This window comes from Roseiterribacter gracilis (assembly GCA_018332375.1).
Taxonomy (GTDB): Bacteria; Pseudomonadota; Alphaproteobacteria; order BOG-932; family Roseiterribacteraceae; genus Roseiterribacter; species Roseiterribacter gracilis.
This window is the reverse complement of record BOPV01000001.1, coordinates 1,666,586-1,689,839: the sequence shown is the minus strand read 5'-3', so window position 1 is coordinate 1,689,839 and position 23,254 is coordinate 1,666,586. Positions and strand designations below refer to the sequence as shown.

Annotated in this window: 22 protein-coding genes; 13 read left to right on the top strand and 9 right to left on the bottom strand. The window is 63.7% G+C overall.

Features of this window, described 5'->3' with window-relative positions; translation table 11 throughout:
• Positions 1-25 precede the first annotated feature (25 nt).
• The 4 genes from TMPK1_RS08400 to ccmA all read right to left on the bottom strand — a co-directional run bounded on the left by TMPK1_RS08400 (position 26) and on the right by ccmA (position 2,694).
• On the bottom strand, positions 26-655 hold the full coding sequence (locus TMPK1_RS08400; protein WP_420242529.1) for a FecR family protein: 630 nt from the start codon (positions 653-655) through the stop codon (positions 26-28).
• A 70-nt stretch (positions 656-725) separates the two neighbouring features.
• Positions 726-1,442: a heme ABC transporter permease gene (locus TMPK1_RS08395; RefSeq protein ID WP_420245634.1), complete on the bottom strand. Its 717-nt coding sequence runs from the start codon at positions 1,440-1,442 to the stop codon at positions 726-728.
• 2 nt (positions 1,443-1,444) lie between these two features.
• Positions 1,445-2,107 carry a heme exporter protein CcmB gene (gene ccmB / locus TMPK1_RS08390; protein ID WP_420242528.1) on the bottom strand — a complete coding sequence of 221 codons (663 nt, stop codon included), beginning with the start codon at positions 2,105-2,107 and terminating at the stop codon, positions 1,445-1,447.
• Positions 2,104-2,694 (bottom strand): heme ABC exporter ATP-binding protein CcmA, encoded by a 591-nt coding sequence (gene ccmA / locus TMPK1_RS08385; protein ID WP_420242527.1) that lies wholly within the window; start codon positions 2,692-2,694, stop codon positions 2,104-2,106. The genes ccmB and ccmA overlap by 4 nt, the downstream gene beginning before the upstream one ends.
• Positions 2,695-2,888: 194 nt before the next feature.
• Between ccmA and acnA the strand changes: the two genes are divergently transcribed.
• The 6 genes from acnA (at position 2,889) to TMPK1_RS08355 (ending at position 10,746) form a co-directional block, all read left to right on the top strand.
• Positions 2,889-5,579 (top strand): aconitate hydratase AcnA, encoded by a 2,691-nt coding sequence (gene acnA, locus TMPK1_RS08380; protein WP_420242526.1) that lies wholly within the window; start codon positions 2,889-2,891, stop codon positions 5,577-5,579.
• Positions 5,580-5,651: 72 nt separating this feature from the next.
• Complete coding sequence (locus tag TMPK1_RS08375) at positions 5,652-6,542, top strand: DMT family transporter (RefSeq protein WP_420242525.1); 891 nt, start codon at positions 5,652-5,654, stop codon at positions 6,540-6,542.
• A gap of 114 nt (positions 6,543-6,656) precedes the next feature.
• The gene (locus TMPK1_RS08370) at positions 6,657-7,565 is read left to right on the top strand and encodes a DMT family transporter (RefSeq protein ID WP_420242524.1); all 909 of its coding nucleotides are present in this window, start codon (positions 6,657-6,659) and stop codon (positions 7,563-7,565) included.
• Between the two features lie 48 nt (positions 7,566-7,613).
• Positions 7,614-9,578 carry a methyl-accepting chemotaxis protein gene (locus tag TMPK1_RS08365; RefSeq protein ID WP_420242523.1) on the top strand — a complete coding sequence of 655 codons (1,965 nt, stop codon included), beginning with the start codon at positions 7,614-7,616 and terminating at the stop codon, positions 9,576-9,578.
• 38 nt (positions 9,579-9,616) lie between these two features.
• Positions 9,617-10,321, top strand: coding sequence for a TMEM175 family protein (locus TMPK1_RS08360; protein WP_420242522.1), 705 nt, complete (start codon positions 9,617-9,619; stop codon positions 10,319-10,321).
• Positions 10,322-10,404: 83 nt separating this feature from the next.
• The gene (locus TMPK1_RS08355; protein WP_420242521.1) at positions 10,405-10,746 is read left to right on the top strand and encodes a DUF4870 family protein; all 342 of its coding nucleotides are present in this window, start codon (positions 10,405-10,407) and stop codon (positions 10,744-10,746) included.
• On the opposite strand, the gene TMPK1_RS08350 is transcribed toward TMPK1_RS08355, so the two are convergent.
• A complete protein-coding gene (locus tag TMPK1_RS08350; RefSeq protein ID WP_420242520.1) occupies positions 10,743-11,696 on the bottom strand; it encodes a bifunctional helix-turn-helix transcriptional regulator/GNAT family N-acetyltransferase in 954 nt (317 codons plus the stop codon). The genes TMPK1_RS08355 and TMPK1_RS08350 overlap by 4 nt on opposite strands.
• Before the next feature lie 75 nt (positions 11,697-11,771).
• Here TMPK1_RS08350 and TMPK1_RS08345 point away from each other — a divergent pair, with 75 nt between their 5' ends.
• Both TMPK1_RS08345 and TMPK1_RS08340 read left to right on the top strand, forming a co-directional pair.
• Positions 11,772-12,074 (top strand): hypothetical protein, encoded by a 303-nt coding sequence (locus TMPK1_RS08345; protein WP_420242519.1) that lies wholly within the window; start codon positions 11,772-11,774, stop codon positions 12,072-12,074.
• Positions 12,075-12,106: 32 nt separating this feature from the next.
• Positions 12,107-12,574 (top strand): hypothetical protein, encoded by a 468-nt coding sequence (locus tag TMPK1_RS08340; RefSeq protein WP_420242518.1) that lies wholly within the window; start codon positions 12,107-12,109, stop codon positions 12,572-12,574.
• On the opposite strand, the gene TMPK1_RS08335 is transcribed toward TMPK1_RS08340, so the two are convergent.
• From TMPK1_RS08335 to TMPK1_RS08325, 3 genes are all read right to left on the bottom strand, one after another.
• Entirely contained in the window at positions 12,571-13,737 is a 1,167-nt protein-coding gene (locus TMPK1_RS08335) for a carbohydrate porin (protein ID WP_420242517.1), read from the bottom strand. The genes TMPK1_RS08340 and TMPK1_RS08335 overlap by 4 nt on opposite strands.
• 219 nt (positions 13,738-13,956) lie before the next feature.
• Entirely contained in the window at positions 13,957-14,403 is a 447-nt protein-coding gene (locus tag TMPK1_RS08330) for a MerR family DNA-binding protein (protein WP_420242516.1), read from the bottom strand.
• A gap of 31 nt (positions 14,404-14,434) precedes the next feature.
• On the bottom strand, positions 14,435-14,878 hold the full coding sequence (locus tag TMPK1_RS08325) for a four-helix bundle copper-binding protein (RefSeq protein ID WP_420242515.1): 444 nt from the start codon (positions 14,876-14,878) through the stop codon (positions 14,435-14,437).
• Between TMPK1_RS08325 and TMPK1_RS08320 the strand changes: the two genes are divergently transcribed.
• Genes TMPK1_RS08320 through TMPK1_RS08310 form a run of 3 tightly spaced genes read left to right on the top strand, consistent with a single transcriptional unit; the run spans position 14,877 to position 18,365 of the window.
• Positions 14,877-15,971 (top strand): permease, encoded by a 1,095-nt coding sequence (locus tag TMPK1_RS08320; RefSeq protein ID WP_420242514.1) that lies wholly within the window; start codon positions 14,877-14,879, stop codon positions 15,969-15,971. The genes TMPK1_RS08325 and TMPK1_RS08320 overlap by 2 nt on opposite strands.
• The gene (locus TMPK1_RS08315) at positions 15,968-17,338 is read left to right on the top strand and encodes a hypothetical protein (protein ID WP_420242513.1); all 1,371 of its coding nucleotides are present in this window, start codon (positions 15,968-15,970) and stop codon (positions 17,336-17,338) included. Before TMPK1_RS08320 ends, TMPK1_RS08315 begins: the two co-directional genes overlap by 4 nt.
• Before the next feature lie 4 nt (positions 17,339-17,342).
• On the top strand, positions 17,343-18,365 hold the full coding sequence (locus TMPK1_RS08310) for an ABC transporter substrate-binding protein (protein WP_420242512.1): 1,023 nt from the start codon (positions 17,343-17,345) through the stop codon (positions 18,363-18,365).
• On the opposite strand, the gene TMPK1_RS08305 is transcribed toward TMPK1_RS08310, so the two are convergent.
• The gene (locus TMPK1_RS08305) at positions 18,352-19,986 is read right to left on the bottom strand and encodes a hypothetical protein (RefSeq protein ID WP_420242511.1); all 1,635 of its coding nucleotides are present in this window, start codon (positions 19,984-19,986) and stop codon (positions 18,352-18,354) included. The two genes, TMPK1_RS08310 and TMPK1_RS08305, sit on opposite strands and share 14 nt — an antisense overlap.
• Before the next feature lie 98 nt (positions 19,987-20,084).
• On the opposite strand from TMPK1_RS08305, the gene TMPK1_RS08300 reads away from it, so the two are divergent.
• On the top strand, positions 20,085-21,368 hold the full coding sequence (locus tag TMPK1_RS08300) for an AmpG family muropeptide MFS transporter (protein ID WP_420242510.1): 1,284 nt from the start codon (positions 20,085-20,087) through the stop codon (positions 21,366-21,368).
• A gap of 77 nt (positions 21,369-21,445) precedes the next feature.
• Positions 21,446-23,254: a translation elongation factor 4 gene (lepA, locus tag TMPK1_RS08295; protein WP_420242509.1), complete on the top strand. Its 1,809-nt coding sequence runs from the start codon at positions 21,446-21,448 to the stop codon at positions 23,252-23,254.

Below are 23,254 nucleotides of genomic sequence, written 5' to 3'. Positions count from 1 at the left end.
GGGCGAAGGGCCGCGGGGCCGCAGATTACTTCGGACTGAAGGTGATCGATTCGACTGCGCCGCTGGTCTCTTGCTTGGTCCAGGCATCCGGCTTTTTCGGGGTCGTTGCGCCGGGCCCGAACCAGGTGCCTTTGCCCGCTGTCAGCAAGACGGCGCTGCCGTCTTTGCCTTTGACCTCGACCTTGCCGCTGAAGGTCAGCACGCCGTAGCGGTCGCCCTGCTGACCGCCCCAGAATTTGGTGCCGCGAATGCCCATCGTGGCGACCGGCGTGCGCACCGCGACGTCGCGTTGTTTCATCTTCTCGATGCTGCCGCCCTGGAACAGGAACGCGCCTTGTTCGACCGAGATTTTTTCTTCGCCGCTGCTGGCGACTTTGTCGATCTTCAACGCGTCCAACGTAGCGCGCGCGTTTTCACCCAACGTCAGTTCGCTGCCATCGACCAGCTTGATCAGAAGGCGCGACTTGGCGCCGGTTTCGATCACGTCGCCGACCGACAAGGCTTCGCCGACATCGAGACTGTTGCGCTTGCCGTCGGCAACGCGCGCAGCGTCACCCTGCAATTTGGTGACGGTACCGGCGACAGCGGCGTGGGCGGACGGCGTCAGAAGAAACGCGACGGCGGCAAGCGCCAACGCGACGTGCAGACGAGGCATGTCTCTCTCCCTCTCGAAGATCCAACGGAGGTACGACCGACAGGTCCGGCTGGATGCTATCGGACGTGGTTTACGCAGGCGTGTTTTCGAGCCGCGCCCGGATTTTCCGGTGCAGCAGCTCGGTCTCGAGGCGTACGCAGACGATCCACACGAAGAATGCGGTGAAGCCGACAACCATCAAGCCCAGCGGCCACAACATTTCGCTGGCGATGGTCGGACCGCCGAGACGAAACACGCTGGTAGGCTGGTGCAGCGTGTTCCACCACTCGACCGAAAATTTGACGATTGGCACGTCGACGATGCCGGTCAGCACCAGCACCGCACCGGCGCGATGGCCGCGTTCTTCGTCGTCGAACGCACCCGCCAACGCCATGTAGCCGACATACAAGAAGAGCAGCACCAGCATCGATGTCAGGCGCGCATCCCACACCCACCATGCGCCCCAGGTCGGACGGCCCCAGAACGAACCGGTGATCAGACACAACAGGGTGAAGCCGGCGCCGACCGGTGCAGCGGCTTTGACGAACAGATCCGCCAGCGGATGTTTCCACACCAGCGCAACCGCGGCGGCGAGCGCCATCGCGATGTAGCTCTGCAACGCCAACCAGGCCGACGGAACGTGCACATACATGATGCGCACCGTCTCGCTTTGCTGATAGTCGGGCGGCGACAAGACCAGGCCGAACACCGCACCAGCCAGCAACGTTGCGACGGCGATCCAACCCGCAAGCGGCGTCACGACGCGCGCGATGCGCAGGAAGCGCGCGGGGTTTGCGAAACGGTGCAAATTCATCGAAGCGCATCCTTGAGCGCGGCTGCCGCGGCGAGCGGTGCCAACGGCAGCGAAACAGCAAGACAGCCGGCCAGCAACAGCAGATGCGGCCGGGCCGGCAGGCCGGCTGCAGCCGCGTCAATCGCGCCGGCGGCGAAAATTAGAACCGGAACATAAAGCGGCAACACCAGCAGCGCGAGCAACACGCCGCCGCGGCGTGCGCCGACGACCAAGGCCGCACCTATCGCACCGACCAGCGACAAGGTCGGCGTGCCCAGCAGCAACGACAGCAGCAGCACCGCTTGCGCGTCGTTCGGCAGCGCCAGCATGGCGGCGAGGATTGGGCCGGCCAACAACAACGGCAGTCCCGTCGTCAGCCATTGCGCCGTCACTTTTGCGGCAACGATCAGCGCGAACGGAATTCCCGACAGCGCCAACTGATCCAAACTGCCGTCCTCGTATTCGCTCTGGAACATGCGCTCCAGCGACAGCAGCACCGACAACAAGGCCGCGATCCAGATCAGGCCGGGCGCAACGCGCGCCAGCAATTGCGGTTCGGGTCCGATCGCAAGCGGTACCAGCACCAGCACCAGCACGAAGAACAGCAACGACACGAAGGCGTCGGTGCCCTGGCGCAGCGCAAGCCGCAGATCGCGACGGACGAGAGCGATGAAGTTCATGCGCCGAGCTTCAATTCGCGCGGGTTGGCGACGCCGAGTTCGGCATGGGTTGCGACGACGACGCTGCCGCCGCGCGCGCGTTGCCCTTCGATCGCGTTCGCCAGCAGCGCTTGCGAGCTTGCGTCGAGACCCAGGGTCGGCTCGTCGAGCAGCCAGATGGCGCGGTTCGAGGCCAGCACGCGCGCCAGCGCGGCGCGGCGTTTCTGCCCGGCCGACAAAAGCCGGCCCGGCGTGTCGCGCAAGTTCAGCAGATCGAACGCGTGCAACGCTGCGTCCACGCCGCAGCCGGTGCGGCCAATCTGCTCGCCGACGGTCAGCACGCTTTTGATCGCGGTCTCGTGGCCGAGCAGCGCCACCGTCTGCGCCAGAAGCTCGCGGTCGGCGGGCGCGCCATCGAGGGTGAGGGTGCCGGCCTCGGGCGGCGTCAGCCCGGCCAGCAGACGGAGCAGGCTCGACTTGCCGGCACCGTTGGGGCCGGTCAGGACCAGCGCCTCGCCGGGGCCCAGCTCGAGACCTAGATCACGAAAGACGAGTCGGCCGCCGCGTCGGCAAGCCAGGTCCCGTCCGATTAGACGGGGCGCGGGCAAAATAAAGACGCCGTTAGGTTTCCGACCGCAGTCTGCGCGTCGCTCTTGGGACCAAAGGGGACCAAGACCGCGCTGATTTCTTCATCGGTTTTTCGCATGGGCGCCGCAACGTCCCCACGTTTGCCCGCCTTGTCAAACCGGTGTAGGACCCAGGCCTTCCCTAGGTTTTTTCTACGCCGAAAGGTACTCCGCTCGTGACCACCACCGGCACCGACGCCCTCAAGACGCGCCAGACACTCACTGTCGGCGGCAAGAGCTACGATTATTTCAGCCTGAAAGCGGCTGAAGCGCAGCTCGGCGATATTTCCACCTTGCCCTTCTCGTTGAAGGTGCTGCTGGAAAATCTGCTCCGCAATGAAAACGGCCGCACCGTCACCGTCGACGACATCAAGGCGCTGGTCGCCTGGTTGAAAGAAAAGCGCAGCGACACGGAAATCGCATTCCGTCCGGCGCGCGTTCTGATGCAGGACTTCACCGGCGTTCCCGCCGTCGCTGACTTGGCTGCGATGCGCGACGCGATGACCGCATTGGGTGGCGATCCGAACCGCATCAACCCGCTGTCGGCGGTCGATCTCGTGATCGATCACTCGGTGATGGTCGACGAAAGCGGTACGCCGCGCGCGTTCCAGAACAACGTCGACCGCGAATTTGAACGCAATCTCGAGCGTTATCAGTTCCTGCGCTGGGGCCAGACCGCGTTCGACAATTTCCGTGTCGTGCCGCCGGGCACCGGCATCTGCCACCAGGTCAATCTTGAGTATCTGGCGCAGACCGTGTGGGTCGAAAAAGACCAGACCGGCAAGCAAGTGGCATATCCCGACACGCTGGTCGGCACCGACAGCCACACGACGATGGTCAACGGCTTGGCCGTACTGGGCTGGGGCGTCGGCGGCATCGAAGCCGAAGCGGCGATGCTGGGTCAGCCGATCTCGATGCTGATTCCCGAAGTCATCGGTTTCAAACTGACCGGCAAGCTGAAGGAAGGCATGACCGCCACCGATCTGGTGCTGACGGTCACGCAGATGCTGCGCAAGAAGGGCGTGGTCGGAAAGTTCGTCGAATTCTATGGCCCCGGCTGCGCCGATCTGCTGCTCGCCGACCGTGCGACGATCGCCAACATGGCGCCGGAATATGGCGCGACGTGCGGCTTCTTCCCGATCGATGCCGAAGCAATTCGCTTCTTGAAGTTCACCGGTCGCGATCCGGAACGCGTTGCGCTGGTCGAAGCCTACGCCAAGGCGCAGGGCATGTGGCGTGACGACAGCACGGTCGATCCCGTGTTCACCGACACGCTGTCGCTGGATCTGTCGACGGTGCAACCGTCGCTGGCCGGTCCGCGTCGTCCGCAGGACCGTGTGCTGCTCAGCGACGCTGCAACGGCGTTCAACAAAGAACTGCCGGCCTTCGGCGTCACCGACGCGTCGGCGAAGCAGCAGGTTGCGGGCAAGGACTATTCGATCGGTCACGGCGATCTCGTGATCGCGGCCATCACCAGCTGCACCAACACCTCGAACCCGAGCGTGATGATGGCGGCGGGTCTGCTGGCGCGCAAAGCCGTCGCCAAAGGCTTGAAGGTGAAGCCGTGGGTGAAGACCTCGCTCGCACCGGGCAGCCAGGTGGTCAGCGACTATCTGAATGCATCGGGCACGCAGAAGGATCTCGACGCGCTGGGCTTCAACGTCGTCGGCTATGGCTGCACGACTTGCATCGGCAATTCGGGTCCGATCGACACGGCGATTTCTGACGCGATCGAAGCGGGCAATCTGGTTGCCGGCTCGGTTCTGTCGGGCAACCGCAACTTCGAAGGCCGCATCCAGCCCTACGTGAAAGCGAACTATCTCGCGTCGCCGCCGCTGGTCGTCGCCTACGCGATCGCGGGTTCGATGGCGATCGATATCGTCAACGAACCGCTGGGTACCGGCAGCGACGGCAAGCCCGTCTATCTGAAGGATATCTGGCCGTCGAACGAAGAAGTGCGTTCGACCATCGACAGCACGATCACGCCGGCGATGTATCGCGCCCGCTACGACAACGTGTTCGAAGGTCCGGTGCAGTGGCGCGCGGTAGCGACGACCGAAGGCAAGACCTACAAGTGGGTCGACGGTTCGACCTATGTCAAACAGCCGCCGTTCTTCATCGACATGCCGAAGAATCCGGGCGCGCTGTCGGACGTCACGGGCGCACGCGAATTGGCGATCCTTGGTGACTCGATCACCACCGATCACATCTCGCCGGCCGGCGACATCAAGAAGAGCGCACCGGCGGGCGAATACCTGCTCGAACATCAGGTGCGTCCGACCGACTTCAACAGCTACGGCGCGCGCCGCGGCAACCACGAGATCATGATGCGCGGCACGTTCGCGAACGTGCGCATCAAGAACGAAATGGTGCCGGGCGTCGAAGGCGGCGTGACCAAGCACTATCCGTCGGGCGATACGCTGCCGATTTACGAAGCCTCGATGCGCTACCAGGCGGAAGGCGTTCCGCTGGTCGTGTTCGCAGGCAAGGAATACGGCACCGGCTCGTCGCGTGACTGGGCAGCCAAGGGCACGCGCCTGTTGGGCGTGAAAGCGGTCATCGCCGAAAGCTTCGAACGTATCCATCGTTCGAACCTGGTCGGCATGGGCGTGTTGCCGTTGCAGTTCCAGGGCGAGACGACGCGCAAGACGTTGAAGCTCGACGGTACGGAAAAGATCGACATTCTCGGCGTCGCTGGCGGCATCAAGCCGCGTATGAACGTTGCGATGATGATCCACCGCGCCGACGGCAGCAGCGAAAGCGTGACCCTGACATGCCGAATCGACACGCTCGATGAGGTGGAATATTTCCGCCACGGCGGCATTTTGCAGTACGTGCTGCGCAACATGGTGAAAGAAGCCGCGTAACGCAGCGCGCTCCTACGCTGAGCAACGAGGCGCTCCGGCAACGGAGCGCCTCGTTTCGTTTGGGGACACTCGATGGATCGCAAGAAGCTCTGGCTCGGCGGCGCCTTCGCGCTGCTTACCGTTACGATCTGGGCGTCGTGGTTCATCGTCACGCGCCTCGGCGTCTTGCACGCGATGCATGCGGTCGACGTGGTTGCGGCGCGGTTCGGTACCGCCGCGATCATTACCTTGCCGATCGCGATCAAACACGGCTTTGGCATTCGCCAGATCGGCATCTGGCGCACCGCGGCACTCGTCTTCGGTGCCGGTGCGCCGTACTTCATCGTCATTTGTTCGGGTCTCACCTTGGCGCCGGCCGCGCAGGGCGGCGCGCTGACTCCGGGCGTGATGCCGCTCTGGGTGTTGCTGCTGGGCGTCGTCTTCTTGCGCGAACGTCCGTCGCGGCCGCGCCAGATTGGCTTGCTGCTGATCCTGGTCGGCGCGCTTGCGATTGTTGGATTCGAAGCGCTCGGCGGCAGCAACGAACGTCTGCTTGGCCAGGCGCTGCTGATTGCAGCGGGCTTGATGTGGGCGATCTACACCGTCGCGCTGCGCGGTGCGGGCGTGACGCCGATCCATGCGGTCGCCATCGTCGCGGTCTGGTCGGCGATCCTGTACCTGCCGGTCTATGTTCTGTTCCTGCATCCGTCCTTGCCATCGATGCCGTTCAAGGACGTCGCCTTCCATTGTTTCTACCAAGGCGTGTTTGCCGGCGTCGTCGCGATGCTGACCTGGAATCGCGCCGTCGCACTGCTGGGCGCGTCGCGCGCGGCACCGTTTGCGGCGCTGGCGCCGGTGCTCGCCTTGCTAGCGGCGATCCCGTTCCTGAACGAGATCCCGACCCATGCCGAATGGATCGGGACCTTGCTGATCAGTTGCGGCGTGCCGCTGGCAACCGGCGCGCTGGATCGCAAAGCGGCCTGACCAGGAGACGCCTGCTGCAGTACAGCGTCGGCGATTGCTCTGACCCTGGCGACGCTGGCTGCCGTGCACGAGCAGCGCAGGACAAGCGGCGCGAATGGTCGTAGCTAGCAGCGCATGTTGGAACGTAAGCAACTTCCGCTCGGAATCGCCTGGGCGCTTTTCACCGTTTTGTTGTGGGCCAGTTGGCAGATCGCGACGCGCTTTGGCGTAACGCGTTCGATGAGCGTGTTCGATCTCGTCGCTGTGCGCTTTGCCGTCGCTGCGATCGTCATGCTGCCAATCGTGTTGCGCCACGGATTTGCGGTGCAGCGTCTGGGAATTCGCACTGTGCTCGCCTTGGCGGTCACGGCGGGTGCGCCCTACGTGCTGGTTGCGGCGGGCGGGCTGAGCCTCGCGCCGGCGGGGCAGGGCGGCGCGTTGATTCCGGGCGTGCTGCCCTTGTGGGTCACGTTGATTGGCGTGCTGTTTCTACGCGAACGTCCGTCGCGACTGCGCTTCTTTGGGTTGCTGCTGATTTTCTGCGGTGCCGCCTCGATCGTCGGTATCGAAGGCATCGGCCAATCGTCGTCGCAACTGTTCGGGCAGGTTTTGCTTTTGTCGTCGTCGTGCTTGTGGGCGATCTACACCTTGCTCAACCGCCGCACCGGCCTGACGTCGCTGCACGCGACCGCAATCGTGTCGACCTTGTCGGCGGCCTTCTATCTGCCGGTCTATGTACTGTTCCTGCATCCGACCTTGGACGAGGCACCGCTGCCGGCGGTGCTGTTTCAGGGCCTGTACCAAGGCGTGTTCATTTCGCTCGGCGCATTGATCGGTTGGAACCGTGCGCTGGCGTTGCTGGGTTCGACCGGCGTGGCGCCGTTCGCGTCGCTGGTACCGGTGCTCACCCTGTTCGCTGCGATTCCGATTCTGGGCGAGGTGCCGACGACGGTCGAATGGATCGGTACCGCGCTGATCAGCTTTGGCGTGCCCTTCGCCTCTGGCGCGCTCGACCATGTGCGGGGTCGATTAGGGTTTCGTTGACCTGAATGATGGTGGATCGACGCTCCGGCCGGGATGGAGGAGCGTTGCATGTTGTCGAATTGGAAGATTGGTCGCCGTCTCGCGGTCGCGCTCGCAGGCAGCGTCATCGTCGCGGTCGCCGCGACCACCATCAGCAACCTCATCTTGACCGACCGGCTGGCGCAGTCGGCTGCCGACCGCGAACTCACCACCGCGCAGGAATTTCTGACCGGGCAAATTCGCTCGGAATCCGATCGCGCTTTGTCGATGGCGACGCTCTATGCGGTGGAAACCGCGGTGCAAGATGCGTTCGCCGCGAAAGACCGTGACGCGTTGGCGAAACTCACCGTGCCCGGCTTCAAGCAATTGAAGGAGCAGCACGGGGCCGAACAGATCCAGTTCCACCTCGCACCCGCCGTCTCTTTCCTGCGTCTGCACAAGCCCGAGAAATTCGGCGACGACCTGTCGGGCTTTCGCTTCACCGTGGTCGAAGCCAATCGCAGCAAGAAGCCCGTCTCGGGGCTCGAAACCGGCATTGAAGGTCTCGGCATTCGCGGCGTCGTACCGGTGTTCAAGAACGGCGAACATCTAGGCACGGTCGAAGTCGGCCTGACCTTTGGCAAAGCGTTTCTCGACAAGTTCAAGCGCGCGACGCGCGCCGAGATCGCGTTGTTCGTGCGCAAGAACAACGTGTTTGAAGCGTTCGGCTCGACCTTCGCGACGACGCCCGCAATCGCTGCCGAAGAGTTCAACAAAGCGCTGGCCGAGAATCGCCCGCTGCAATTGCAGATCGGCGACGTGCCGTACCAGGCCGTGCTGATGCCAGCGCGCGACTATCGTGGCGAAGCGTTCGGCGTGACGTTGCTGGCGCTCGACCAAAGCGCCGCCGCGGCGGCCAAGGCGACCAGCCGCAACGCGTCGATCGGCATCGGCGCGATCGTGCTGCTGGGGGCGCTGCTGCTGGCTTGGCTCACCAACCGCTCCATCGTGGTGCCGATCCGCGCCATGACCGATGCGATGGACGCGTTGAAAGGCGGCAATCGCAGCGCCGAAATTCCGGGCCAGGGCCGCGCCGACGAGATCGGCGCGATGGCGGCCTCGGTCGAAGTGTTCCGGCGCGCCATGATCGAAGCATCCGATCTGCGCCGCGCGCAGGACGAAGCCGCGGCGCGTTCGCGCGAAGAACGGCGTGCCGCAATGGTCGCGCTGGCTGACGGGTTCGAGCGCAGCGTCAAACATGTCGTCGATGCGGTGACCAACGCAGCGGCCGCGATGGAGAAATCGGCCGCCGGCATGTCGGACGCGGCGAGCGAAACCGCGCAGCGCGCCAGCAGCGTGACGGCAAGTTCGGAATCGACCTCAGCCAACGTGCAGACCGTTGCTGCCGCGTCGGAAGAACTCGCCGCGTCGATCAGCGAGATCAGCCGTCGCGCGTCGGAAGCAGCGACCGTGTCGGAACAAGCCGCATCGGAAGCGGCGACGGCGGAAACCGTGATCGCAAGTCTGACCGACGGCGCGCAGAAGATCGGCGAAGTCGTGCAGTTGATTCACGCCATCGCCAGCCAGACCAATCTTCTGGCGTTGAACGCAACGATCGAAGCTGCGCGCGCGGGCGAAGCGGGCAAAGGCTTTGCCGTCGTCGCCAGCGAAGTCAAAAGCCTGGCGCTGCAAACCGGCAAAGCGACCGAGGAGATCGGCGGCCAAGTCCAGGCGATCCAAGACGCGACCAAGCGCGTGGCCGATACGATTCGCGCCATCGTCGGCACGATCCGCAATGTGCGCGCCGTCTCAACCTCGATCGCCGCAGCGGTGGAAGAGCAGGGGGCCGCGACCCAGGAGATCACGCGCAACACACAAGAGGCCGCCAACGGCACGCAGCAAGTCGCAAGCAACGTCGCGGCGGTGCACGAAGCGGCCGATCTGGCCGGCGGTGCGGCGAGCGGCGTGCTGGGCGCAGCGCGGCAGTTGGGCGTGCAAGCCGAGTCGCTGACGCGCGAGGTAAATGCGTTCCTGACCGAGGTCCGTGCCGCTTAACGCTGGACGGGGCGCACAACGCCGCTAGCATCGGGGTCATGAGCACGACCTACCGGCGCGATCCGCAATCGGCCTGGCATCGTTGGCGCGGGACAGAAATCACGCGGCTCGAAGCCTTGTCCGACGCGGTCTTTGCCTTTGCCGTGACCTTGCTGGTCGTCTCGCTCGAGGTGCCCAAGAATATCGGCGAGCTGCTGCATCTGATGCGCGGCTTCCTGCCGTTCAGCATCTGCTTCGCGATGCTGTTTTGGATCTGGTACCAGCACAACCTGTTCTTCCGCCGCTTCGCGCTGCAGGACAGATTCACCAGCTGGACGACCGCGGCTTTGCTGTTCGTGGTGCTGTTCTACGTCTACCCGATGAAATTCGTGTGGACGTCGTTCATCGACAGTCAGATCCACGGTGACGTGTCGAACACATCGATGAGCGAATTTCAGTTTGCGCAATTGATGACGATCTATAGCGGCGGCTTTGCCGCTGTCTTCGTGATCTTTGCTGCGCTGTATGCACACGCGTTGAAGCAGCGCAATGCGCTGGAATTGACGCCGACCGAAGCGCATCTGGCCCGTGAGGAAATCCAGAGCGCGGGCATCAATGCGGGCGTTGGCGTACTTTCCGTGATCCTCGCATGGACCACGCACGACGGTTGGTTTTCAACGGCGCCCTACTGGTTCATCGGCATATTCCAGGGCTTTCACGGCAGCGCGATGCGCCGACAGCGCGAGCGTCGGTTCGCATCGTAAGCATTCACTGACAGAATAAAAAATCGCGGCGTTCATTTCCTGCTTCAGCGCGTGTAGCATCGCGCCGGACAAAGGAGGCACGCATGTACGAGTCCGAAGACCGTCTACGCACCTGGGCGCAAATCGTCTATGCGTGCTACGCGCTGTGGCTGGTCACGATCGGACTCAGCGGTATCGTCGGTGCCGGCATTGCGTTTCTCAAACTCAACGATGCGCGCGGCACCTACGTCGAAAGTCATTTCCGCGATCAGATCCGCGTCTTCTTCTGGGGTCTGATTCTGACCGCAATCGCGTGGTTTCTCGCCATCACCTTCATTGGTATTCCGCTGTCGATTCTGCTCAGCGCCGCGATCTGGGTCTGGACCTTGGTCAAAGTCATCTCGGGCTGGATCCGCCTCTCGGAACGGCGCACCGCAGATATTTAACGCGGCGGTGGGTTCAGAACTTTCTCCCAGGTCTGCGCCACCAGCTTCTTGCCAAAGCTCGTGTGCGTCTCCGACGTGATCAGGCTGAACCCGGCTGCTTCGTAAATGCGCCGCGCCGATGTCAGCACGTCGTTGGTCCAAAGCTGCACGCGCTTGTAGCCGGCTTGGCGTGCAAAGCGCACGCATTCCTCGACCAGCCGCGCACCCATGCCGAGACCACGCGCGCTGGGTTCGACCAACAACAGACGCAGCTGGCCGATGGTTGCGGATTTGCGCATCAGGAACACGCACCCGACCGGCACGCCGTCGCGTTCGGCGATCCAGCCGCGTTCCTGCGCGGGGTCGTGTCGTTTGCCAAAGCCGGCAACGATTTCGGCCGTCAGCGCTTCGAACTCGACGTTCCAGCCATATTCTTCCGCGTACAGCGCGCCGTGCCGCTGCACGACCCAGCCGAGATCGCCGGGGCCAAGCGGGCGTAAAATATACGGCACCGCATCCGGCTTTCGTTCGCCGAGCAACTGCTCCAGCTCGCGTACGGCATGCCGCAAGCGCAACCGCGCGTCTTGGGATAGCGGTGCCAACAGCTGCGCCATCGATCGATGGGCGCTTTGATCAAGCGGCGCGAAGGCGCTGCGTCCGCGCTCGGTCAAGGTCAGATGCTGCCGTCGCGAGTCGACGTCGGATGCGGCACGCGCCAGCAGCCCATCTTTGTGAAAGCGCTGCAGGATGCGGCTGAGATAGCCGGCATCGAGACCAAGTGCGGCGGCAAGCTCACTCGCTGTCGGCCCGTCGCGATGCGCGAGTTCGTAGAGAACGCGCGACTCCGCCAGCGAGAAATCACTGCCGAGATGATTGGCGTCCAGCGCACCGATCTTGTGTGTCCACCAGCGATTGAACTGGCGCAGTTCGGTGACGACCGGGTCCCGGGGCGGGGCTTGGATTTGGCTCATAGTTGACATAGTCAACTAAAAGCTTGCCGGAGTCTAGCCGGAACCACACTCTTCGTCTGGCGTTCGCGATGGGTCATGCAGCCAGCCCGTCCGATCGACACGCCCAGCCGGCCCGATTTCGCGCCGGATTTCACAGTGGCGATCCAACGCGCCCAGCGACCCAGCGCGCTGGTCTGCGCGGCGGCGGACCGTCGGATGACGTTGCTTTGTTACCCGACCTTCGGCGGCAAAAAGCTGATCGTTTCGATTCCCGGCGATCCGCGCTGGGACGGGGCGCGCGGCGAGCCGCTCAACGACGCGCAGGTTGCCTCGCTGCAGCAGGCGATCGCTGCTGCGGTCACGGCGCGCGGCTTCGAGCCGATCTTCGCGCCGCGCTGACTTTTCGCTGTTTGGGAGCTAAGCTCGGCGTCATGCCAGCCCGGTTTCTCGTTGCTGCGATTTTGTTGTTGGCGCCGGTCGCGTCGCACGCGACCTCGCTCGACGTCGTTGTTGCGGACGGTGCCAATCAAGTGCCGGGGCTGCGCGGTGACGATCTTCCGCGCGCGATCTTAAACTCGATGCAGCATGTCGCGCCGCGCGACATGTCGGTCGAAGTTGCGCCGAAAGGCCCGCTGCCGCCCAACCGGGTCGAATGGCGCTTTCACGCCAATCCCTATGCGGGCGGTGCGGTGAAATATATCGGCCCGGCAAGATCGGCAGCCGAACGTCTATTCGGCGTGCATCGCCAAGTCACCGCCGAAGCGAAATTATTTCTCGACGGGAAATATCAAAGCACCGTCTTCGGCGAAGCGAATTTGGCCGGCACCGCCGACGAACCAAGCTTCACCGCTTTGATCGAAGGTCTGACGACAACCTTGCTGCACACGCCGCACGGCTAGAATCGCAGCGTCGTCCGCAAGCCTGCAACGGTTGCGTTCGGCACGCGCCGTGTCGGTACGTTCGGATCAAGCACGCCACCGCCCGGCCGGATGACATATTGCAGGTCGGGCTGCACCACCAACCAGCTTGCAGCCGCATACTGATAGGTCAGCTCGATCACCGACTCTGACTCGCGCGCGGGCAAGCCGGCGGCGCGATCGGCGCGCCGCAGCGTGTCGCTGACTTTGTTGTAGGCGAGCGCAATGCCGACCATGTCGTCGGCGCGGTCGAACGGTCCGCGGTAATTCAGGCCGGCATCGACATAGAAGCGCACCGGCTGCGGATCCGACGCGCCGGCGCCGACGCGCGCAAAGACGCTAAGTCCCGTGTCGGGCGCAGCGCCGTCCGGCTGCCACACCATTCGTTCGACGATTGCGTAGGCGCCCCAGCTTGGACCGCGTTTGCCGGGATCACCGAACATGTCGAGCGCACGGTCGCCGGTTTGCACCCAAAGTCCGGCTTTGTAGGACGCGGGCGTTTTGTCGGGGTCGCTATCGGGCGTGATGTTGTATTGCGCTTCGACGATCGCGAACGCGCCGCCGCTGAGGCTGAATTTCAACCCGTCGCGATTGCGAAATTCGGGCTCGAGTCCGTTCGCATTGCCGGCCGGATCGCCCGCGAAAATTCCAGCGAGGATCTGGCGATTGGCGTCCGCGGCAACCTGCAGCCGCACACCCGGCGCTGCGATCGGAAAGGCCGCGGCGCCACCCGGCGTGTTGCCGACCATCAAAGTCGGCCAGCCGAACGTGCCGTTGATGAAGGGGGCGGCGACTTTGCTGGTGAAAAATTCATCGTCGGCGGCGATCTGCCCGACGCGCAACGATGCCTGGCCGTCGGCGAAGCTCTGCTGTGCCCACAAGGTGAAAAGCCGCGTCTCGCGCCGCGCTTCGATATTGCTGACCGGCAGCAGGTTGTTGAGACAGCAATAGCTCAGCCCGCGGCCATGAAGCTGATAGCCGGTCGCATGCAGCAAGCCGCCGTCCCAGCCGAACGCAGTCTGCGTGTCGATATCGAGCGTCGCTTCCAGCCGGCCGGCGTAAATTGCGTCGCGATGAAACCCGCCATCCACCACGCCCAGAACTTCACCGATATACGTGGCGCCGATCGCGACGCCTTTCGTCATCAGGCGCGAACGGAAATCATCCTCAGATGTCGTGGTCTGCGCGTATGCAGACGAAGCTGCCAGCGTTGCGCATACGATGAGAGCTGAACGGATGCGCACGCGTGCTTCCTGCTGCTGAATGCCGGCTTGATGACCGAAGCCAACGCCGCGCGCAAGAACGATCCGTGCTAGTGCGAGTTGTTCGCGCCTGTATTTGCGCGACGCCCAAATTGTATTTCGTCAGCGTTTCGACACGGTGCGTTTGCGTGCGGACTTTTTCGGCGCGTCGATGGCCGCAAGATCGTCGAGAATCGGACAGTCGGGCCGTGCGCCCATACTGTCCTTGGCACGGCAGCACGCGACAAGGTCCAACAATGCGCGCTGCATGGCGCGCATCGCGTCGATCCGGTCGCCCAGCTCGTCGGCGTGGCGCTGCGCGATACGGCGAACGTCGGCGCTGCTGCGCCGTTCGTCGCGCCAGAGTTTCAGCAGGCGGCGAATTTCCTCGAGCGAGAATCCCAGCGACCGCGCGCGGTGCACAAAGCGCAACTCGTGGACGTTGCGCGCGTCGAAGCTGCGATAGCCAGCCGGGCTGCGGGCCGGTCGCGCGATCAGCCCGATCGACTCGTAGTGGCGGATCATCTTTTCCGAGACGCCCGACGCGGCTGCGGCTTCGCCGATATTCATGCGAAGCACGCTAGCGCACGTCGGGCGCAGATCAAGCGGCGGCGGACGCCATCTCGCGGCAGGACTCGGCGCAGTCGCGACAGGCCTCGACGCATTCCTCCATATCGTCAAGTTTGGCGCAGCTTTCGGCGCATGCGTCACAGATATCGGCACAGGCCGCGCAAAGGCGTGCGTGGTTGGGCGAACCGCGGCGCATGAAGTCGGCGGTGGTGCGGCACAGATCGACGCAGTCGAGCATCAGAATCACATGGCGCGGTTCGACATGTTTGCCGCCCGCCGGCAGACAGTGGCCGGTCAGGCTTTCGAGGCAGATCGAGGCGCAATCGTCGCAGGCGTCGATACAATCTTCGAGTTCGAGATCGTCGGACATGGCGCGCTCCATAGGCATGATGGGAAGGCTCATGATGAGCGAATCCCGGCCGAAGAAGTTCCCGCTTGACCTTCCCATGATGGGAAGGATTACCGAGACCGGCATGATCCTGAACCTTATCACCCCAGTACTCGATTGCGTGCTGATGGCCGCATCCATGTTCTGGAAAGTCGGTTGGAGCCTCGTGCTCGGCTTTTTCCTCTCGGCCGTTTTGCAAGTCTTCGTCGCAAAAGATCGCATTCGTCGTGCGCTCGGCCGTGACGGGGTGCGCGAAATTGCACTTGCGACAGCGGCGGGCGCCGCCAGTTCGAGCTGCTCCTTTGCATCGGCAGCCGTCATGCGCAGCTTGTTCAAGGGTGGTGCGGCATTGATCCCATCGCTGGCTTTCCTGTTTGCGTCCACCAACCTGGTGGTCGAGCTGGGCCTGGTTCTGTGGTTGCTGCTGGGGTGGCAATTCGCTGCGGCGGAATGGGTTGGCGGTATCGTGCTCATCGCGATCCTCGCCGTGCTGGTCAAAGCCACCTATCCGCGCGCGCTGGTCGAACAGGCGCGCGGCTGGTCCGAGCCCGGACGCGCGATGCCGCCGGCGCAGCCGAGCTGGCGTGCGGTCGCGCGCAGCTTTGCCGGCGAGTGGCGCATGCTGCGCAAGGACTTGTTGATCGGTTTTCTTGTCGCCGGCGCGTTGTCGGTGCTGGTACCCGGTGAGGTCTGGCGCGGATTGTTCCTGACCTCGGCGCCCGATGCGGTTCGCGTACCGTTGAATGCGCTGGTTGGGCCGGTAATTGCAGTGCTCAGCTTCGTCTGTTCGATCGGCAACGTACCGATGGCGGCGGTTTTGTGGATGCACGGCATGTCGTTCGGTGGCGTTTTGTCGTTTCTGTTCGCCGATCTGATCGTGCTGCCGCTTGTTGGCATCTATCGTCGCTATTACGGGCCGCGGTTCACCTCGTACATTGTCGCCGTGTTCTACGCCGCCATGGTGCTGGCCGCGATCGTGGTCGATGTCGGTTTCAGCGCCGCTGGTCTCGTGCCGGTAGCGCGGCCGCACGCGATGGGCGAGATGGCCGACTTCGCGATCGACTATACGTTCTGGCTCAATTTGGCATTTGGCGCGTTGGCCGCGTATCTCTTCTGGCTGGCACGGCGAAATCCTGTCGGTGCCGCTGCGGCTCCGTCTTGTTGTGGACATCACGCATGAACCTGCTTCGCCTTTGCTCGCTCGGCCTGTTCGTCGCGACCAGCGCGGTGGCGCAAACCGACGAACACGCGCATCACCACATGCCCGCGCCAGCGCCGAAGCCGGCAGCCGATCCCCATGCAGCACACAAGATGCCGGCACAGCCCGCGCCCGCCGTGGACGAACATGCCGGCCACGACATGTCCCAAATGTCAGCGCACGTCATGCAGGGCTTTCTCGGTGCCTATCCGATGACGCGCGAAGCATCGGGTACGTCGTGGCAGCCGGACACGACGCCGCATGACGGCGTGCACGCGCAGCTCGGTAATTGGTCGGCGATGGCGCACGGCTTCGTCACTGCGATCTACGATCAACAAGGCGGTCCGCGCGGCGGCGGCAAAGTTTTTTCGACGTCGATGCTGATGGGCATGGCGTCGCGACCGGTGGGCGACGCGACCTGGGGCGTGCGTACGATGGTGTCGCTTGATCCGGTGATGGGAAAGCGCGGCTATCCGCTGCTGTTCCAGACCGGTGAAGCGGCGAACGGCCAGCCGCTGGTCGACCGGCAGCACCCGCACGATGCGTTCATGGAATTGGCAACGACCTTGTCGCAGCCGATCGGCGAGGGACGTTCGGTGTTCGTCTATGCCGGCCTGCCAGGCGAACCTGCATTGGGGCCCACGACCTACATGCATCGCCTGTCGGGCCTGGCGAATCCGGAAACGCCGCTGGCGCATCACTGGCTCGACTCAACCCATGTCACGTTCGGCGTCGTGACGGCGGGTGTCGTGCTGGGCACGTGGAAACTCGAAGCCTCCGGCTTCAAAGGGCGCGAGCCCGATGAGAAACGCTGGAACATTGAATCGCCAAAGCTGGATAGCTGGTCGGCGCGCGTGTCTTGGAATCCTGATCCGCGCTGGTCGCTGCAAGTCAGCTACGGCGAGCTGACGTCGCCCGAACAGCTCGAAGCCGAGATCGACCAGCATCGTTTCACCGCCAGTGCCAGCTACACCGCCGAGATTGCGCCCGAGGTCAAACTGGCGACGACGCTTGCCTATGGCCGCAACCAGAAACAGCCGGGCGGATCGACCGATGCGGTGCTGCTGGAAAGTGCTGCGATCTTTGCCGATCGCCACACCGTCTTTGCGCGCTACGAGAATGTCGACAAGGACGAGTTGTTTCCGCTGCACAGCGACCCGTTGCACGACCGTGGCTTTCGCGTGAACAAGCTCAGCGTCGGCTATCAATTCACCACGTCCCTCGGTGGTCCGTTCAAGTTGGATCTGGGCGGCGTGGTCAGCGGTTACGCCTATCCCGGCACGCTCGATCGCGCCTACGGCTCGTCGCCTGTGTCGGGCATGGTGTTCGGTCGGATCCGCTTTGGTTGAGCCGATGCAAATCGGTGCGCTGGTTCCGCTGACGCGGCCTGGCTGGGTCGAGGCCGGGCAACATTTGCGCGCCGGTCTCGAGCTGGCGGTTCGCGACATCAATGATGCGGGCGGAGTCGGTGGGCGACCGCTCGAACTGCTGGTGCGCGATACAGCGGCCGATCCGCAGAAGGCCGTTGCTGCAGTCGACGAACTTGCGCGCCTCGGCGTGGTTGCGTTGGCGGGCGAGTATCACAGCGTCGTCGCGCGCGAAGCGGCGCGCCGGGCCGATGCGATCGGCTTGCCGTTCCTCTGCTCGTCCGCGGTTCTCGACGTGCTGGTTGAAGAACCAACCAAGTGGGTGGCGCGCCTGCCGCCGGCGCAGTCGCATGGGTGGCGGATCTATGCCGAGTTTCTTCTCAACGCCGGCCATCGCCGCATCGCTGTCGCGATCGCGCCCAACGTGTACTGGGACTCGGGCGTCCGCATTTTGCGCGACCATCTCGCGCCGCGCGGCGGCGAGATCATCGAACTCGACGCTGCAAAACTGTGCGACGACCTCGTCGACAAAAAAGCGACGGCGCTGCTCATTCTTGTCGGCCAGACCGACGCAGCCGCATCGATCGTCAAATCCGTGCGTCACGATCCGCGTTGTGCGGACATCTTGATCGGTGCGCCGGCCGGGCAACCGGAATTCGCTGACTGGATGACGTTGCTGGGCGACGACGGCGCCGCGATCCCGTTCTTGCGCTATCTGCCGGCGCAACTGAGCCCGCTCGGTGCACGCGTCGCGACAGCACTGCGTGCACAACTAGAAGCGCCATCCTTCGTCGCCTTCGAAGGGTACGACACGATCGTTGTTCTCGCGGACATGCTGCGTTCGGGCGACATGGATTGGTCGCGCGTTGCCGTCGAGGGCACGCGCGGGCAGATCAGCTTCTCGCGTGTGCCGGGCATCGGTGTTTTTCAGTGGGCTTGGCCGCCGGTCCAAGTCGTCGACCGCGATCCGGCCGATCACGCACGCTTTCGGATTCTCAAGGACGGCTGAACAAAATCGCGCCGGGCAGAGCCGCATCGCTTTGCTCGCGCCAACCGTCAAGCTCGTTGCGCAGCGCGCCCAGGCGCGGATCGTTGCCAGTCGGATCCAACCCGTAGGCCAGCACCGTATCGACGTGACCGAACGTGTCGATCTGCTGGCGCAGGCCGCGCAGGTCGGGCTCCTGGATCGAATCCTTCCACAGCGCGTCGTGCAAAATCTGCATGTCGTACGGATTGAAGCCGTCCTGATAATGGACCGGGAAGTTCAGCGTGTTGGCCTGGTGCATGCGCAGATTGACGCCGTCGCGTGCGACCGCGACGCGCGACGCGACATTCATCAGGAATGGAATGCCGCGCGCCAGCTTGGCGCCGTTCGCGTCGCGCCCGTTGGGATTGAACATCACCGGTAGAACCGATTTGTGCGCCGGCAGGCTGGACGTCGCGTGCACCACCGCATCGACTTGTTCGCCCATGCGCCACACGGCGCGGCCATCGACGAAGGCCAACAGCAACAACAACGCAACCGCAGCTTCGCCGAGAGCGCGTTGCCGTTTGTCGAGCCAGATTGCCGGCGCACGCGCACCGAACCACAAGGCGAACAGCAGATACGGGTAGAGCTGGATGCGGATCGCGGTGTAGCCGCCGCCGAACAAACGGTCGGGCACAGTCAGTGCCGCCACGGACAGAAGAATGCCGGCGACGGGCAGCGCGTCGATCGCCTGCGGCTGCGCGCGCCGCAAGGCCGGTAGCGCCGCAAGGGCCAGCAGCAACAGCAGCAATGCGACGATCGCACCTTCGACGATACCGGTCGCGAACAGCGACGACAGAGTCGCAAGCGCCTGCACCCGTTCGGCCAGGCCTTCGGCGCGGCCGGTATAGGTCAGCGTCTCGCCGCGATTGCGCCACAGGAAATTCAGCAGCAGCAACAAGGTGGGTGCGAAGATCAGCGCAGCCGCGCCGATCCGCATCGCAACCGCACGCACCCTGGTTGCTGGATTGAATTTGGTCAGCGCAATCCACGGCAGCAGCGCGACCCACGCCACGCCCAGCGCCGCGAACGACATCACATGCGTGAAGTAGGTCAGCAGCGAGACCAATGCCAGAACGGCGCCGGTGCGTGCGGTGGGCCGTTCGATGAAGCGCAACGAGAGCGCGGTCGCGATCACGAACAGCGGCAGGCTGATGACGAAATTGTAGAAGCCGAACCAGAAGGGGGCGCTGAACGCGAAGGGGGCCGTGCACAGATACGCAATCGGATTGCGCGGCCAGCGTCCGCACGCGATGCGCAGAAAGATCGGTCCCGATGCGGCGAGGAACAGCGCGTAGAAAGACAGGATCAATCGTTCCGCGACGGCGCTCGGCACCAGATGCGCCAATCCCAGCCACAGCGCGTAGATCGACAGGTTCGGTTCGGGCGCCCACGACGTGTGAAAGAACGACGCGATGAACCCGTCGCCGCGTTCGAGCGACAGCAGGATCCGCACGATGTCGGCGTGGATTGGACCGTCCAAGGTCGGCGGCGAGGCTGCACACCAAATCGGCACCAGCAGCGCGCTCCAGGCGAGCGCGATCGAAATCGCAGCAAAGGGCAGGGCGCGGCCGCGCGGCCGGCCGGCGTCGAGAACAGTCACAGGTCGAAGCCTCCGGATCGGTGCGTCCGTGGAAAGGCTGCGATCCGGCGTGAGTTCCGCAGTGCAGCGGCGACTGTCCGCCTGTTACCGTCGCGCCCGTGACCGCATCACCTGATTCGTCCAAAAAACCCGCCGCCTGGGCCGTCTATTTCGACCCGCGTGTTATCCGCGTGTTGTTTCTCGGCTATTCAAGCGGCCTGCCACTGGCGTTGGTCGGCGCAACGTTGGGCGTGTGGCTTGCCGAAACCGGCGTCACACGCGCGTCGATCGGGCTCTTCACCCTGGTGCTGGTTCCGTACACGTTCAAATGGGCGTGGGCGCCCTTCGTCGACCGTTTGTCGATTCCGTTCCTGACTCCATGGCTGGGACGGCGGCGCAGTTGGCTTCTCGTCGTGCAGCTCGTGCTTGCGACGTCGATCGTGGTGCTGGGCACCAGCGATCCCAAAGAAGATCTGTTTCGGGTCGCGTTGTTGGCGTTGATCACATGTTTTTGCGCCGCGACGCAGGACATCGTGATCGACGCATGGCGCATCGAAACCTTGGCGCCAGAACAACAAGGCGCTGGCAGTGCGATGGCGGTTGCGGGCTATCAGCTCGGCCGCCTCGGATCCGGTGCAGGCGCGTTGTATCTCGCGACCTATTTGCCGTGGTCGGCGACGTACACGATTTTGGCGTTGTCGCTGTCGATCGGTCTGGTTGCAGCGCTGACGTTGCGCGAACCCGCCGATGTTCCGCGCAAGCCGATTGCACCGGGTTTCGCCGCCTGGCTCCGCAGCGCCGTCGTCGAACCGTTCGCCGACTTCACGACGCGCGACCGGTGGGCTGCGATCCTGCTGTTCATTCTGCTCTACAAACTACCCGACCAGCTGCAAGGCGTGATGTCGTCGGCGTTCTATATTGGCAGCGGCTTCACCAAGATTGAGATCGCCAACGCGTCGAAGATCTTCGGCGTTGCCGCAACGCTGATCGGCGTCACGATCGGCGGTGCGCTGACCGCACGCTACGGCTCGTTTCGCATGCTGGTGGCGTGCGGCATCACCTCGGCCTTGTCGGTCAGTCTATTCGCGCTTCTGTCGATGCGCGGTCACGACCTGCCGCTCTTTTACGCCGCCGTCGGCGTCGAGAATTTCTCGCGCGGCATGGGCGATGCGGCCTTCATCGCGTATCTCGCGCTGCTCTGTAATCGTGCCTACACAGCGACTCAGTTCGCGCTGCTGTCGGCGCTGGCCGCCTTCACCCGCGATCTGTTGGTGGCGCCAGCCGGGTTCCTCGCCGATGCGCTCGACTGGACGGCCTATTTCACGGTCGCCTCGGTCTGCGGCGCGCCGGCTTTGTTGCTCCTGCTGTGGCTGAAACCCCAGGTTCGGGCGGTCGCCCGCTAGATCTGCGGCGTCCGGCCGCGCCTGCCCGTACCTCTTTCATTGAAGCAGGGGCCCGTAGGCCCTAGGTTCCGCCCGCCATGGCTACTGACCTTTCCCACATCCGCAATTTCGCGATCATCGCGCATATCGATCACGGCAAGAGCACGCTCGCCGATCGTCTGATCGAAACCTGCGGAGGGCTCGAGAAACGCGAGATGCGCGGGCAGGTGCTCGACTCAATGGATATTGAGCGCGAACGCGGCATCACCATCAAGGCGCAGACCGTGCGCCTCGCCTACAAGGCCAAGGACGGCAAGGACTATCAGTTCAACCTGATGGACACGCCCGGCCATGTCGACTTCGCGTACGAAGTGTCGCGTTCGCTGGCCGCGTGCGAAGGCTCGCTGTTGGTGGTCGACGCGACGCAAGGCGTCGAAGCGCAGACCTTGGCCAACGTCTATCAAGCGATCGACGCCAATCACGAGATCGTGCCGGTCATCAACAAGATCGACCTGCCGGCTGCCGATCCCGACCGCGTCAAGCAGCAGGTCGAAGATGTGATCGGCATCGACACGTCGGACGCCGTCAACGTGTCGGGCAAGACCGGCCTCGGCATTCCCGATTTGCTCGAAGCGATCGTGACGCGCCTGCCGCCGCCGAAGGGCGACGCAACGGCGCCGACCAAAGCGCTGCTCGTCGACTCCTGGTACGACGCCTATCTCGGCGTGGTGATCTTGGTGCGCGTCGTCGATGGTACGTTGAAGGCGGGGCAGAAGGTCCGCTTCATGCAGACCGGTGCGACGCGCGACATCGACCGCGTCGGCATGTTCACGCCCAAGCGCGTGATCATTGATCAGTTGAATCCCGGCGAGATGGGGTTCATCACCGCCGGCATCAAAGACATCAGCGACACCAAAGTCGGTGACACGATCACCGACGAGCGTCGCCTCGCGGCCGAACCGCTGCCCGGTTTCAAACCGTCGATCCCGGTCGTGTTCTGTTCGCTCTTCCCGGTCGACGCGGCCCAGTTCGAACATCTGCGCGACAGTCTCGGCCGTCTCGCGCTCAACGATTCCAGCTTCCATTTCGAAGCCGAAAGCTCGGCTGCGCTGGGCTTTGGTTTCCGCTGCGGCTTTCTTGGCCTGCTGCACATGGAAATCATCCAGGAGCGGCTGGAGCGTGAATTCGATCTCGACCTGATCGCGACCGCACCGTCGGTCGTCTACAAGATCCACAAGACCGACGGCACGATTCAGGAACTCTACAATCCGGCCGACTTCCCCGATGTGATGAAGATCGATCACATCCAGGAGCCGTGGATCAAAGCGACGATCTTCACGCCCGACGAATATCTCGGCCCCATTTTGGCGCTGTGTCAGGAACGCCGCGGCAGCCAGATCGAAATGACCTATGCCGGCGCGCGCGCCATGCTGGTCTACAAACTGCCGCTCAACGAAGTCGTGTTCGACTTCTACGATCGTCTGAAATCGATCAGCCGCGGCTACGCATCGTTCGACTACACGATCGACAGCTACGAAGAGGGCGACCTCGTCAAATTGTCGATCCTGGTGAACAACGATCCGGTCGATGCGTTGTCGATGGTGGTGCATCGCAGCCAGGCGGAACGTCGTGGCCGCCATCTGTGCGAGCGGCTGAAAGAGCTGATCCCCAAACAGCTCTTCAAGATCGCGATCCAGGCTGCGATCGGCGGCAAGGTGATTGCGCGCGAGACGGTCAGCGCCATGCGCAAGGACGTTACCGCGAAATGTTACGGCGGCGACATCAGCCGCAAGCGCAAGCTCCTCGACAAACAGAAAGAGGGCAAAAAGCGCATGCGGCAGTTCGGTGAAGTCGAAATCCCGCAAAGCGCCTTCATTGCGGCGTTGCGGATGGGCGATCAGAACTAG

What these genes read in the sequence shown, in the direction of transcription:
- TMPK1_RS08400 (WP_420242529.1), bottom strand. Translation starts at nt 655, where the DNA reads ATGCCTCGTCTGCACGTCGCGTTGGCGCTTGCCGCCGTCGCGTTTCTT.
- ccmB (WP_420242528.1), bottom strand. Translation starts at nt 2,107, where the DNA reads ATGAACTTCATCGCTCTCGTCCGTCGCGATCTGCGGCTTGCGCTGCGC.
- TMPK1_RS08375 (WP_420242525.1), top strand. Translation starts at nt 5,652, where the DNA reads ATGGATCGCAAGAAGCTCTGGCTCGGCGGCGCCTTCGCGCTGCTTACC.
- TMPK1_RS08370 (WP_420242524.1), top strand. Translation starts at nt 6,657, where the DNA reads ATGTTGGAACGTAAGCAACTTCCGCTCGGAATCGCCTGGGCGCTTTTC.
- TMPK1_RS08365 (WP_420242523.1), top strand. Translation starts at nt 7,614, where the DNA reads ATGTTGTCGAATTGGAAGATTGGTCGCCGTCTCGCGGTCGCGCTCGCA.
- TMPK1_RS08360 (WP_420242522.1), top strand. Translation starts at nt 9,617, where the DNA reads ATGAGCACGACCTACCGGCGCGATCCGCAATCGGCCTGGCATCGTTGG.
- TMPK1_RS08355 (WP_420242521.1), top strand. Translation starts at nt 10,405, where the DNA reads ATGTACGAGTCCGAAGACCGTCTACGCACCTGGGCGCAAATCGTCTAT.
- TMPK1_RS08350 (WP_420242520.1), bottom strand. Translation starts at nt 11,696, where the DNA reads ATGAGCCAAATCCAAGCCCCGCCCCGGGACCCGGTCGTCACCGAACTG.
- TMPK1_RS08345 (WP_420242519.1), top strand. Translation starts at nt 11,772, where the DNA reads ATGCAGCCAGCCCGTCCGATCGACACGCCCAGCCGGCCCGATTTCGCG.
- TMPK1_RS08340 (WP_420242518.1), top strand. Translation starts at nt 12,107, where the DNA reads ATGCCAGCCCGGTTTCTCGTTGCTGCGATTTTGTTGTTGGCGCCGGTC.
- TMPK1_RS08335 (WP_420242517.1), bottom strand. Translation starts at nt 13,737, where the DNA reads ATGACGAAAGGCGTCGCGATCGGCGCCACGTATATCGGTGAAGTTCTG.
- TMPK1_RS08330 (WP_420242516.1), bottom strand. Translation starts at nt 14,403, where the DNA reads ATGAATATCGGCGAAGCCGCAGCCGCGTCGGGCGTCTCGGAAAAGATG.
- TMPK1_RS08320 (WP_420242514.1), top strand. Translation starts at nt 14,877, where the DNA reads ATGATCCTGAACCTTATCACCCCAGTACTCGATTGCGTGCTGATGGCC.
- TMPK1_RS08325 (WP_420242515.1), bottom strand. Translation starts at nt 14,878, where the DNA reads ATGCCGGTCTCGGTAATCCTTCCCATCATGGGAAGGTCAAGCGGGAAC.
- TMPK1_RS08315 (WP_420242513.1), top strand. Translation starts at nt 15,968, where the DNA reads ATGAACCTGCTTCGCCTTTGCTCGCTCGGCCTGTTCGTCGCGACCAGC.
- TMPK1_RS08310 (WP_420242512.1), top strand. Translation starts at nt 17,343, where the DNA reads ATGCAAATCGGTGCGCTGGTTCCGCTGACGCGGCCTGGCTGGGTCGAG.
- lepA (WP_420242509.1), top strand. Translation starts at nt 21,446, where the DNA reads ATGGCTACTGACCTTTCCCACATCCGCAATTTCGCGATCATCGCGCAT.